The organism is Corynebacterium pyruviciproducens ATCC BAA-1742, from assembly GCF_000411375.1.
GTDB lineage: Bacteria > Actinomycetota > Actinomycetes > Mycobacteriales > Mycobacteriaceae > Corynebacterium > Corynebacterium pyruviciproducens.
This window is the reverse complement of the sequence record NZ_KE150446.1, coordinates 518,007-530,720: the sequence shown is the minus strand read 5'-3', so window position 1 is coordinate 530,720 and position 12,714 is coordinate 518,007. Positions and strand designations below refer to the sequence as shown.

General features: G+C 58.6%; 10 protein-coding genes. All 10 read right to left on the bottom strand.

What is annotated here, in order from left to right; translation table 11 throughout:
• Positions 1-418: 418 nt before the first annotated feature.
• Positions 419-1,654: a galactokinase gene (galK, locus tag HMPREF1219_RS02330; RefSeq protein ID WP_016457409.1), complete on the bottom strand. Its 1,236-nt coding sequence runs from the start codon at positions 1,652-1,654 to the stop codon at positions 419-421.
• Positions 1,654-2,772 carry a galactose-1-phosphate uridylyltransferase gene (gene galT, locus HMPREF1219_RS02325; RefSeq protein WP_016457408.1) on the bottom strand — a complete coding sequence of 373 codons (1,119 nt, stop codon included), beginning with the start codon at positions 2,770-2,772 and terminating at the stop codon, positions 1,654-1,656. Before galT ends, galK begins: the two co-directional genes overlap by 1 nt.
• 65 nt (positions 2,773-2,837) lie before the next feature.
• Positions 2,838-3,284, bottom strand: coding sequence for a hypothetical protein (locus HMPREF1219_RS13045; protein ID WP_016457407.1), 447 nt, complete (start codon positions 3,282-3,284; stop codon positions 2,838-2,840).
• 16 nt (positions 3,285-3,300) lie between these two features.
• Positions 3,301-4,962, bottom strand: a complete 1,662-nt coding sequence (locus HMPREF1219_RS02315) for a sodium:solute symporter family protein (RefSeq protein ID WP_016457406.1) — start codon at positions 4,960-4,962, stop codon at positions 3,301-3,303.
• Positions 4,963-5,175: 213 nt separating this feature from the next.
• A complete protein-coding gene (locus tag HMPREF1219_RS02310) occupies positions 5,176-6,198 on the bottom strand; it encodes an aldose epimerase family protein (RefSeq protein ID WP_169455882.1) in 1,023 nt (340 codons plus the stop codon).
• An 827-nt stretch (positions 6,199-7,025) separates the two neighbouring features.
• A complete protein-coding gene (gene tyrS, locus HMPREF1219_RS02305) occupies positions 7,026-8,285 on the bottom strand; it encodes a tyrosine--tRNA ligase (protein WP_016457404.1) in 1,260 nt (419 codons plus the stop codon).
• A 36-nt stretch (positions 8,286-8,321) separates the two neighbouring features.
• A complete protein-coding gene (locus HMPREF1219_RS02300) occupies positions 8,322-8,513 on the bottom strand; it encodes a Trm112 family protein (protein WP_016457403.1) in 192 nt (63 codons plus the stop codon).
• A 135-nt stretch (positions 8,514-8,648) separates the two neighbouring features.
• Positions 8,649-10,085, bottom strand: coding sequence for an argininosuccinate lyase (gene argH, locus HMPREF1219_RS02295; RefSeq protein ID WP_040426778.1), 1,437 nt, complete (start codon positions 10,083-10,085; stop codon positions 8,649-8,651).
• 84 nt (positions 10,086-10,169) lie between these two features.
• Positions 10,170-11,633 carry a hypothetical protein gene (locus tag HMPREF1219_RS02290; RefSeq protein ID WP_156823194.1) on the bottom strand — a complete coding sequence of 488 codons (1,464 nt, stop codon included), beginning with the start codon at positions 11,631-11,633 and terminating at the stop codon, positions 10,170-10,172.
• 316 nt (positions 11,634-11,949) lie between these two features.
• Positions 11,950-12,522 (bottom strand): DUF3558 family protein, encoded by a 573-nt coding sequence (locus HMPREF1219_RS02285; RefSeq protein WP_016457400.1) that lies wholly within the window; start codon positions 12,520-12,522, stop codon positions 11,950-11,952.
• Positions 12,523-12,714 lie beyond the last annotated feature (192 nt).

The window sequence follows — 12,714 nt, the reverse complement described above, 5'->3', positions numbered from 1 at the left end:
CCCCCAGCCACAAAACCAGAAAACCAACACAAACCCAGCACACAAACCATGCCAACAACAAAACTTCAAAAAAAGTAGTACATCAACACACTATCGAGTTCTCACACAACATGCACACCAAGAGAAACAACAATCACTCTTGTTACCCCTCAAGGCGCTTTGTTAACACTAGATGAACAGTCAACCAAAAGTCAAACCACTCACAACCACTGTGACTAACGCCTCAGCGGCCCGTGCAACGAAGAGAAAATATACACACACCCCAAAGAACACACAAACTCCCAGGCAAACGTCCATATTTCTAACCACTCATGAAACGACCCCGGCGATGCAACGCTATGCGTTGCATCGCCGGGGTTTGCGTACCTAGGCGCATTCAGCTCATACTCGCGTGACAGTTGTGTACCTATTTCGGGAGTTACGAAAGCCTGCGAGCCCCCCTACTGGGCTTTGCGGTGAGGAAGCTCGGCTCAGCAAACCCGCGTGTGTGGGACGCTTCCCTAATCGAGGCAACCGTCGCCTCCACATCCTCCTGCCTTACAAGCGCGATAATCGAACCACCGAAGCCGCCTCCGGTCATCCGGGCACCGAGGGCACCTGCCGACAACGCAGCATTGACGGCCGAGTCCAATTCCGGGGTGACGACCTCGTAATCGTCCCGTAGTGAAACGTGACTTTCGACCATGAGCGAGCCAAACTTGGCAAAGTCTCCGTCGTGCAAAGCGCTGACAGCATTCTTCGTACGTCGCGTCTCGGAGATGATGTGACGCACTCGCCTCAGGTACACGTCATAGTCGGAGCACTCGGGAGCTTTACCCAACATTTCGAGGACCTGTTCAACTGTAAAGTCCCGGTAAGTGCCGTCCTTCTTCCGAAGCACCTCCGTTACACCGTCGATAAGTCCACGCCTGGAACCGTACTGGCCATCGATGAGCTTGTGTGGCGCATTGGTATCTGCCACGAGCAAAGCCAGTCCGTGTTCCTCAAAATTGCAGGGAACGTAGCTGAATTCGTCATACAAGAAATCAATCTCGAGGGCCTGGTTCTTTTTGCTGTACAGGCTTGTACGCTGGTCAAGCCCACCGGTAGAGGCGCCAACGACATCGTTTTCTGCCCTCATCGTGGCTTCAACCATCACCGGATACATCGCCATTTGTCGGAAGGAGGCACCTTTGACATCGGCGGCCGCGAGCGCGGTTGAACATTCCAGCGCGGCAGAGGATGACAGCCCGGAACCGACGGGAACATCGGAGACGATGGCGATGTCCATACCGGTCTTGCAGACAAGTGCATTGGCTTTGTTCAACGCCCAGATGACGCCGACAACATATCCTGCCCAGCTGCGGGGGTTCCCCTTTCCTACTTCTTCTAAATCGATCGAAGTTTTTTGGGGTTCTTCCTCACCTGGAAGGAGCGAAACAATGTTGACGGTGTTGTCGTTGCGTCCCGCTGCCGCAACTACTGTGAGCTGCTCCAAAGCGAAGGGAAGACAGATCCCCTCGGCGTAGTCCACATGGTCGCCGATGAGGTTGACGCGGCCAGGTGCAGCCCACACTCCTACTGCCTTTTCGCCATAAGTTGACGCAAATAGTGCCGTTACATCGTCGATGAGCTCTTTCTCGGTGCGAGTCTTCGCCCAGTGGGTGGTGGCCATTACCAAACCTTTCGTAATGTGTCAGCGATGATTTCTGGGGTCGTGTCGTTAATCCACACCCCCATGGCGGACTCGCTCGAAGCGAGAAACTTCATGCGGTGCGGCGAACGCATCAGGGAAAAAAGTTGGAGGTGCATACGGAAACAGTCACGCGCCGGATGCTTCACCGGTGCTTGGTTCCATGCGGCGATGTAAGGAGTGCGCTCTACTCCTTCGAAGAAGTTGTCCACGGCTGTGTACAGTCGTTTGAGAACCCGCGACAATTCTTCCTTTTCTTCGTCAGTCAGCTCAGTGAAATCGGCGACCTGCCTGCGTGGCATAACCATGACTTCCAGTGGCCATTTGGCGGCGGCCGGAACAAACACCACGAAGTGATCGGTCTCAGCCACAATCCGTCGCCCGTCCTCAAGCTCACTGGCGAGGAGATTCTCGAACAGTTTCGGGTGTTCCTCGAGCTGGTGCATAATGCTCGAAATTCGCGGGGGAAGGAATGGGTAGGAGTAAATCTGCCCGTGCGGATGCTGCAGTGTTACGCCGATTTCCTCGCCGCGATTTTCAAACGGAAAAACGGTTTGTACTCCCTCGATGGCAGAGAGCGCACGTGTGCGGTGCGCCCACACCTCGATGATTGTCCTGATGCGGTACGCCGGCAGATCCCGAAACGAAATGTCAGGATTGGGAGCGAAGCAGACAACCTCGCAACGCGCCTGTGCCGGCGCGCGAGGCACCATGTGGGCAGGGTCCGCGTACTCCGCATAATCGGCCGGTACGTCCATGTGCATGGAGAACGAGGGGAAACGGTTTTCGAACACAACGACGTCATAGTCATCGGCAGGAACTTCCGTTGGAAGCGCACCAGGCTTCGTAGGAGCCAGCGGGTTCTCGTTCGCCGGCGGCAAGAAAGTTCGATTCATACGGTGAGCAGCGAATACAACCCAGTCCCCGGTGAGCGGGTCCTTGCGCATCTCGGATTCGGTATGCGTTTCAGGCAATCCTCGGTGATCAACGGAGTTGCGCGTCACCTTGCCGGCTAATGCCTCGGGTGAGTCATCGAAAAACAGCAACTGACGGCCGTCGGAAAGCGTAGTCTCAGTGACCTTCACTTCATGTTCGCTCATAGTTGTAATGGTACGTCCTTTAGCTATCGTTCGTGCTTGCTCCTCAGTTTCGCTGCTCATCGCAGTTACTCACCGTGGTCTCCGGTGGTTCCAGCAAGCTTGCGGTTGCATTCAACGAGCGCCTCGGCCCGCTCTGCTTCCATTTCCTGGTGGTGCTGTTCACGTAGCTTCATTGCCTCCGCATCCACGCGAATGGGGCGGAAGTTCGCCCACAGAACGAACAGGACGGAGGCAGCTATGAGACACAGACCGGTGACGAGATTGTAACCGGCGTTCTTGGGCTCGCCCGTGTCGATGTTGACGCCCGGATCAATTGCGATCCAGGAGAACAACAAGAAGATTCCGAACAAACCGAGAAGCAGGGCGATCATGTTTCGAATGTCGAACGCTCCCGCTGTCTTCTGCTCCGCGGGGTTGCTTTCCTTGTTCGGTTCCCCTTGACTACCGGTAGTTGCTACGCTCTGGTCGACCGTGCTCGAGGTCTTGCTTGTCGACGATTCTTGGTTACTCATTGTCTTTACCTACCTTTTACGCGAACACGATGTTGAGTGTGATGACCATTGCCAGGCAGAGAATTCCCAACGGCACGGTGCGCTTGTACCAGGGAAGGGTGGCCTCGACGGGATCGGTGAGGAACTCTTTCGGGGTCACTGACGAAACGAATCCGACGAGTTCGTAGTCCGGCTTCGGCTTGGTCACAAGTGTCACCACAACGCTCACTAGGACGTCGGTTGCAAAAGCCAGGGATGCCGCGATGAAGGCGGTGCCTTGGCCAGGGAGGTTAAAGAATGCTGCCTGTGCATCTGTGAAGGAGGAAACGTACCAATAAATGATGGCGGCAGCCGTGCCGGAGACCAACCCGGTCCAGCCGGCTGCGGGGGTCATGCGCTTCCAGAACATGCCGAGCAAGAAGGTGGCAAACAGTGGCGCGTTGAAGAACCCGAACAGTGTTTGCAGGTAATCCATGACGTTGCCAAAGTTGTTGGCGATCATCGCCGTACCAATCGCGATGATTGTCGCCAAAACTGTAGCAATACGGCCAACGGTGAGGTAGTACTGATCGCTTCGGTTCTTCACCACATAGGTTTGCCAGATGTCGTAGCTCATCACCGTGTTGAAGGCGGAAATGTTCGCCGCCATGCCGGCCATGAAGGCTGCCAACAACCCAGCAATGGCCACACCCAAAAGCCCGTTGGGAAGCAGATCCCTCATGAGGTACAAAACCGCATCGTTTGGTTGCGCCGAGCCGTCCTTGATCGGGGTGACGATGCTAGCGGCTATCATGCCGGGAAGAACCACGATGAAGGGGATGAACATCTTGGGGAACGCGCCAATGATGGGAGTCTTTCGAGCAGAAGACATCGAATCGGCGGCCATGGAGCGCTGCACCTCGACGAAGTTAGTGGTCCAGTACCCAAAGCTCAGAACGAACCCCAGGCCGAAGACGATGCCAACGACCGACCACACGGGTGAATCGAAGCCTGATAGTTCCATGCCTGGCCACGTGTGGAAATGACTTTCGGAGGCGAGGTGCTCCTTCAGGCCGCTCCAGCCACCGACATTGTTCATGCCAATGATTGTCAGCGGCAACAGGGCGGCGACGATGACGAAGAACTGAATGACCTCGTTGTAAATCGCCGCGCTCAACCCGCCGAGGGTGATGTAGCTCAACACGATCGCCGCGGCTACAAGAAGGGTGACCCACATGTCCCATCCGAGCAGGGACTTCACTACCTTGGCCAAAAGCAGGAGGTTGATTCCTGCGATGAGCAGCTGCGCAAGAGCAAACGAAATGGCGTTGACGAGGTGTGCGCCCGGGCCGAACCGCTTGCGCATGAATTCCGGAACGGAACGCACACGCGAGCCGTAATAGAACGGCATCATCACAATGCCGAGGAAGACCATGGCGGGAACAGCACCGATCCAGAAGTAATGCATCGTCTGGAGGCCGTATTGCACGCCGTTGGCCGACATACCGATGATTTCCACCGCGCCGAGATTGGCGGAAATAAATGCAAGGCCAGTAACCCACGCGGGGAGGCCGCGTCCGGCGAGGAAGAAGTCAATGGAACTGGATACCTTGCGGCGAGCCGCGAGGCCGATTCCGAGGACGAAAACGAAGTAAATAGCAATGAGGGTGTAGTCCACCCACGACGCATCGAGTTGTAACACCGACGCAGAGTTATCCATTGTAGTTAGCACTTTCTTGAGTTTTTCTCGTCGTTTCTACTGTGACGAGAACGTTCTCTTTGCTGGCGGCAACAGGGTGTTCCCGCGGGCAAGGGAGTCCTTTTAAGTATCGTGTGTTGGGGCGTAAAGCTGCATCACAAAACCTTCGGCGACACATCTGCGAGCGACCACGTTGTTGTTTGGTACACTCACGATGTGGCGAAACCGCGGTACCTACAGCGGTTCGATCGCGCTCATCGTGATTGAAAAGCGGGACATCGCCTGGGGTTCTAGCCGTGTAATTCCAACCCCTGAGCGCAGCGCATCCGGTGGTGCAGTCATCGGCTCCACGGCGAGCGCTCTACCACGTCCTGGAAACGGCGCGTCATGCGCGGGATCCGCGGTAAAAACCTGGAACCAGTCGAACTCGCGGGAACACGTAAGTTCCACCCCTCGTCCGTTCGGATGCACGAGCCGGGCAGTGCGGGAGTCGCTTGCTGCGGGGGCCGCTGCAAACGCATGGTCCAGCCACACGCCGTCCATGAGCTGACCATGGAGAAGATCCACGTTCTCCGGCATGCGTGCAAGACTGCGCTCCGCTGGTCCTTGGCGCACCGGAATGCCGTGCAGATCGGAGTCCCCATCGTGTGAATCGGTCTGGTCGAGGGGGACGAGTGACAACGGCTCTATGGGGAGGTTCCGCTCGCTATCCAGCGGTAAGCAATGAGTAACGGGGATAGTCGCGACGCACTCATCGAGCGGCTCGCCCCACGCGTTGAGGTAAGTATGCACGCCAAACGCCAGCGGGGAATCTTCGGCCCCTGTGTTTGTCACCGAGTAGGTAACGGTCAATCCGGCCTTCGCAGCGAGCTCGAACACCGCCGAAACCCGGAGTGGCCACGGCCACCCTTCAGACGGATCGACTTCGCACCACAACTCGCCGCGGCCAGCATCGGCCCCAGCTTCGATGTTCCACCGTCGCGTACCCACGAGACCGTGGATGGCGTTGTTACGCTCGGGCTCCGTCAACTCGAGATGGTAGGTCTTTCCTCCAAACTCATACTGACCATCTCGCACCCGGTTTGGCCAGGGTGCGAGCACAATACCTGCGCAAAACGGAATCGCTTTGGCATCGCTGGAAAGTTCGTATGCATCGGTCAGCGGGTAACCCTTGAAAGTGAGGCTTCTCAGCGAGGCACCCACGGTGTTGATTCGGGCTTCGTACGGGCCCGCGTGCAGTACAAGTTCTTCGGGCAATGCGCTGGTGTTGCAGGGCCCACTGGCACCGCCGCCAGAGCGACTGCTCGTTGAGTCAATTGAAGGGGTCATATTGTCGCTTCAAGCCTCCAAAGTATGACCAGCTGCGAAAATTTCGTCACAGGCATTCGATGTCGCGCCCACGCGGGCGTGGCCGGGGAGACGATTTTCTTAGCCAGCGTCAATCGCCGAATTGTCTTCTTTATCGTAGCTAGGGCCTAACTTCCGCCTCAAAAAGTGCGTTTCCCTATTGCCCCCACCCGCTTCCGCTTATGTTGTGGGCCTCTACTCCATTCCGAGCGTCATAAAGTCCCGGTGACACCCTCAGGAAGGTCACCACTTTGGTTTGCACGGCGACAATCTACTGCTGTTCAACACGAAGCCGTCCACCCCCGGTTATGACCGGTTTCACATTCCCGTACGCCCGCCCAACACCCGATTTCTGCTTATCACCGCGTAAGAAGGCCGGAAAACTTGTCATCGCCAACCAAATTCACCAACAACATGAACACGATTCCCTCTCCGCGGGTTTACCCCTTTTCCCCTTTCCACCAGTGGTTATGTGTGTTTCCAGTGGGAGTCGATTTCGTTTACAGCCACCGGTTAAAACTCCGCTCCTCCGCACTCCCCCACAGTGGGCAAGCCGTGCGCAGGCACCAGTGTAAGAACATCTGATTTCACCCCGCCCCACGCCACTCAACGATGGTGCCTCCATGTCTGTACACAGCGGGAAGCCTTATATGAAAACATCCCCCAGACGAGACAGGCTGGCCTCATCTGGGGAATAAACGGACGCTTGGAAAGCGGGTCACCCACTGATGCACGGGCTACTTGGCGAACTTGACCCCCGCAAAGTTCTTCTTCCCCTTGCGCAGCACGAGCCACGATCCGTGGAGCAGGTCCGCGGCCTCCGGGGTCCACTCGGCATCCTCGATACGCTTGTTATTCGCGTATGCACCGCCTTCCTTGATGGCGCGGCGGGCAGCTCCCTTGGAATCCACCAAACCTGCCGAAACGAGCAAGTCGACGATGGTGGGATTGTCTCCCGCCGGAACCTCGGCAACGGTCGTCTCCGAAAGCGCACCTGCCAGGGTCTGTTCATCCAGGCTGGTGAGCTCTGCCTTGCCAAACAGAGCCTGCGCGGCGAGCTCCACGGACTTGGTGGCTTCCTCACCGTGGACGAGGGTGGTGAGCTCCTCTGCAAGACGGCGCTGGGCCTCGCGCTTGTACGGCTCCTCAGCCACCTTCTTCTCGTATTCGGCGATCTCTTCCTGCGTGAGGAACGTGAACCACTTGAGGTAGTTGATCACCACGGAATCGCCGGCGTTGATGAAGTACTGGTACCAGGAGTACGGGCTGGTCAGCTCCGGATCAAGCCAGAGCTTTCCGCCGCCGGTGGACTTACCAAACTTCTTCCCCTCGGCATCGGTGACGAGCGGCACCGTCAGCCCGTGCACCTTGCGGCCGTCGAGCCTGCGGTTCAAATCCACGCCGGAGACGATGTTGCCCCACTGGTCACCGCCGCCGATCTGCAGCGAGCAGTTGTAGTTGCGGGCCAGGTGAACGTAGTCATTGGCCTGCAGCAGCATGTAGGAGAACTCGGTGTAGCTCATACCGTCGTTATCCAGGCGACGCTTGACGGTGTCACGATCTAGCATGACGTTGAGCGAGAAGGACTTGCCAATGTCACGGAGGAACTCGATAACGTTCATCTTCGAGATCCAGTCCGCGTTGTTGAGCAGTTCGCCTTTGTCGCCGTCAAGGTCGACAAACTTGGAGATCTGCTTCTGAATGCTGGCGAGGTTCTCCCGCACCGTTTCGTCGGAAAGCATCGAGCGCTCCCCCACGTCACGGGGGTCACCGATCATGCCTGTGGCACCGCCACCGAGGGCGAGAACGTGGTGACCCGCCATCTGGAAACGACGCAACATGATAAGCGGTACGAGGTGCCCCGCGTGGAGCGACGCACCGGTGGGGTCAAACCCGCAGTACAAGGTGATTGGCTCCGCGCAGGCCTGCTTCAGCGCGTCGAGGTCCGTGGACTGGTTGATGAGCCCGCGCCAGCTCAGTTCGTCGATAATATTCATGAAAGTATTACTCCTTCAGCATTTCTGGATGATCGGTTAATCCGTGTTTTTTCTGTGTGCTTCGTACGGCTGGGCCTCGGATTCAAGTAGCACCGGGATGTCCTCCTCGATGCGATAGGCGATCCCCAACCGATCGTTGACGAGCAGCTGCTCTTCCTCCAGATATCGCAGTGGGCCCTTGTCCTTGGGGCATACCACTACGTTCAATAGCTTGGGGTCAATACTCATAAATTGTGATTGTACATACTTCACGCACGGGGGCTAGTGCACGGGTTCCACCCGCACAAAACCGCCCGTCCCGCGCATCGGCGCGGCGGGCGGCTCGTGGTTTGGGGCCGTAGAAACGGCGTGGTAGTGAGGGGGTTACTGGCCTGGGCTAACCGACGCCCACGCACGCAGCTTTTCGACGTTCTCCTCTACCCGGTCACGCTGTTCCTTCACCCTCTCCGGAGCTGTGCCACCGTATCCACGACGCGACTTCACCGCGCCGTCGATGGTGAGTACCTCGCGAACCGCAGGGGTAAGACGCGGATCTGCGGACTGCAACTCCTCGTCGGTGAGATCGATGAGGTCCACTCCGCGGGCTTCGGCCAGGCGCACGCACTCGCCGGAAGCCTCGTGTGCCTCGCGGAACGGCACGCCCTGGCGCACCATCCATTCAGCCAGATCGGTGGCGAGGGTGTAGCCACGTGGGGCGAGCTCGCGCATGCGGTCCTCGTGGAAGGTGAGGGTGGACACAAGCCCGGTCATTGCGGGGAGCAGGAGGTGGAGCTGGCTGACGGAATCGACGATGGGCTCCTTATCCTCTTGCAGGTCACGGTTGTATGCCAGGGGCTGTGCCTTGAGCGTTGCCATGAGGCCGGTGAGGTTGCCAATGAGGCGACCCGTCTTGCCACGGGTGAGTTCCGGCACGTCGGGGTTCTTCTTCTGCGGCATAATCGACGATCCCGTGGACCAGGCATCGGAGAGAGTGACATACCCAAACTCGGGAGTCGACCAGGCGATGATCTCCTCCGCCAACCGGGACATGTCCACCGCGATCTGTGCCAACACGAACGCTGTCTCCGAGGCGAAGTCACGGGAGGCGGTGCCGTCGATGGAGTTCTCCGTCGCGGAATCAAACCCGAGTTCCTGGGCAATGGCCTGCGGGTCGAGATCGAGGGTAGAGCCGGCCAGCGCGCCGGAACCGTACGGGGACACGGCAAGCCGCTTGTCCAGGTCGATGAACCGCTGCACGTCGCGGATCAAGGGCTGCGCGTGGGCGAGCAGCTGGTGGGCAAGCAGCACGGGCTGAGCAGCCTGGAAGTGGGTTTTACCCGGCATGATGGCGGTCTCGTGGGCCTTCGCCTGGCCAACGAGGGCTTCTACAAGCTCCAGCACGCCGAGGGATACCTCGCGGACGGCGTCACGCACCCACATGCGGAACAGGGTTGCCACCTGATCGTTGCGGGAACGGCCCGCGCGCAGGCGGCCGCCGACCTCGGGACCAACGCGCTCAATGAGCCCGCGCTCCATGGCCCCGTGCACGTCCTCGTCCTGCGGGTCCGGCTGGAATGCCCCGGATTCGACATCCTCGCCAAGCTTGGTGAGCCCTGCGATCATGGTTTCAAAATCAGCGTCGGACAATAGCCCCGCCTTGTGCAGGACCTTGGCGTGTGCCTTGGACGCTCGCACGTCGTAGGGGGCGAGAACCCAGTCGAAGTGTGTGGACACGCTGAGCGCAAACATGGCTTCCGACGGCCCGCCTGAGAAGCGTCCGCCCCAGAGTGCACCCTTGTTCGTTTTGTGACGATTATGCATGATTCAAACTGTAGCAGTGGCTGTGCGACGATGATTTCCACTGGGCACTATCCCGCCCACCAATTCCTGTGCCGCCCGATCACGCTACCGCCGTGGATTGCGGGCCCAGTTTCCGATCGTGCCGGGCACCATGGGAGGCACTGGGCCGATTATTGCCTCCACGTTGGCATCTTGCTCAAGCCCCGATGCCACCGCCTTAACGGTGCGTGACTTGCGGTTCTGGCCGTTGCCTCCCATTCCCATGGGAAGCACACCCCGCTGAGTTCCCGCCACGCCCCGGCCTCCAGCAGCGGGTGAACTCGTTGCAACCCGTCCACCGCCCTGTCCACCCGTTGCTCCCACCCCACCCCGCTGCGCGAGGGGTGCCTCGGACTTTCCTATTCCGGTACCCGGTGCGCCCGCTCCGGCACCGTTTGCTGTGGCTGCCCCAGCCAGGCCAAGGCCAGCACCCGCGAGCCCCAGACCCGCGCCTAACTGTGTCCCAACGGTCCTACGGTTTAGCGCACGGCTCGACTGACGACGTGCCTCGAAGCTGTCCTTTCCCGTCGCGTTTTTCCACGCCTGTCCTCTCGATGCGGAGGCCACGGTGCCCCTCGGCGATGTGGCGGCTGGACGCGCGCGTTGTACCGATCCACGAGCGTTTCCTCGACGAGGTTCGCTGCCCGCGGAGCTACCGCCAAGTACTGGTGCCCCTACCAGCCCTAAGGTCGGCCCGTTCGACGTGGATCCCGTCCACGCGGATTGGGCTGCCACTGCCGCACCGCCACTAGGAGGAGTGGGAGCCACCGTTGCTACTCCTGGCGCTGCAATGCTCTGCGCGGTTGTGGCCGGGGCCTGTCCGCCTTCGAGGCGACCGTCTGGAAGGCCCGCGGAACCTTCGAGTGCCCGGTACTCCCGCACCAGTGCCCGATCTGGAGTGCCCTGCCTGATCGCCTCGATATGACGGTCCAACACTCTCGTGGACTCGGCTGCTAGATCTTCAAGCTCAGCCTCCACGGTGCCGCCCTGTGAGGGTGGCACAGTAACGCTGAGGAGGGATGTGCCCCGTGGCTCGGCGAGTGCTACTAGCGGAGGCATGGCGAACTTTGCGTAAGCGATGATCGCTAACTTTTCTCCCACCTGCTTTGCTCCGAAGACGGGGTTTGCCAGCACCGATCCATTGATAAGGCTGGCTTCCGCCAGCCCTAGTTTATGGGTGAGCTGCATTCTCCCGGTCCACCTCGACATCGCCTCCGCGTTCGTAGCAAACGACTGCGCTGCTTCGCTCGTCGTGCGCAATCTCCCCACGATCGCATCAATGACCTCGCCCTTGTTGGCTGCTTGGATATCGTTGGCTACTTGGCGCAGCCGCGCTACCACATCATCCATCGACTCTGCCACCGCGCGCCACGAATCGACGGCCTCCCCGATCGCTGACGTGTGTGTGGTGACGTAACTTTGAAGCAGCTCAGCAGCGCTATGCGCGGGCACGATGGTCTTGGGCGCAACTACTACCGGCACGGGCACCATGGCCTCCGGCATTGTCAGAACCGCTATTTCTCTGCCCACCGGTTTAGCGCATCCTTCTGCCTCTCTGCCTAACTCCGCCAGGCCTCGCGCGAAGAGTTCTTCTTGCACAGAGAATCCACTCGCCGTTTCCCTTACCCCTCGCGCCAACCCTCGAATTACCCCGGCCAACCCGCGTGACACCTCCACCGCAGAGCCAGGCCCTGAGCTCAGCAGCCCCGCGTGTTCAGTGCCCAATTGATCCAGGCCCGAGACCGTGGTGAACGAAGCGAGCTGATCCGCCCGGTGGCCTTTCGAGGAGTTCTTCTCAACAATTCTCCCCAAAGCTTGCAAGGCCTGTGAGGACTCATGTAACTGGTTAAGATCGATGTGAACGATACTCATTGAGTTTTCCCCCGATTAATATATCAAAATACTTTTCTGCATCTGGGCAGTCCTGTTCAGGAGTTTTCATATCGAAATCATTTGAAGAAAACTCAACGAGGACTGTGCCCTGGTTCGTTTCTGCGGCAACCGTACAGCCAGTAGATCCGTTCTCCGAAAACACGAATGCGGGTTGTTTTTCAGAGGTGACATCGTACGGAATGGCCACAGCGTCTTCCCTTAGTCGCGGCAATTTGAGCGCGGCACTCGTCACGACAACAGAATCATCGTGTTGAGTGAAGAATGAACACATCTCCAACCCGCTTTTCACCTCAGGATCCTCGTCTTCCTCCATCTGCCTTAACCCCAGCTCTTGCAATTGCTCGTCACTGATGTCTTTGCAAGGCGTTGCGAGTTCGAAGGATGGATCGGAAAGATCGAACAGGTACAGCTCGTCCTCCGGCGCCAGACCCTGCGGGTCACTTGCAACCGTGCTGCAGCCGCTGAGTCCCACGACCGGGACGACGGCGAAAACGACGAGCCCCACGATTCTTCTCAACACGTTCACGGCATTCCTTTCGGCAGAAATTGTCCATACCTGTTAGACGGAGTGTGAGACCCCAACGGTTCCATGGGAGGCTCACATTTGGCCATTATTTTTCTTCTCCGTGCACAACTGTGCGGCGAGACTGTGCGAAGGAAGGCGGGATGGGGGCGTCGACAAGCGAAAAGATGCCACGGCCCGCGGGGACGTGCGAAC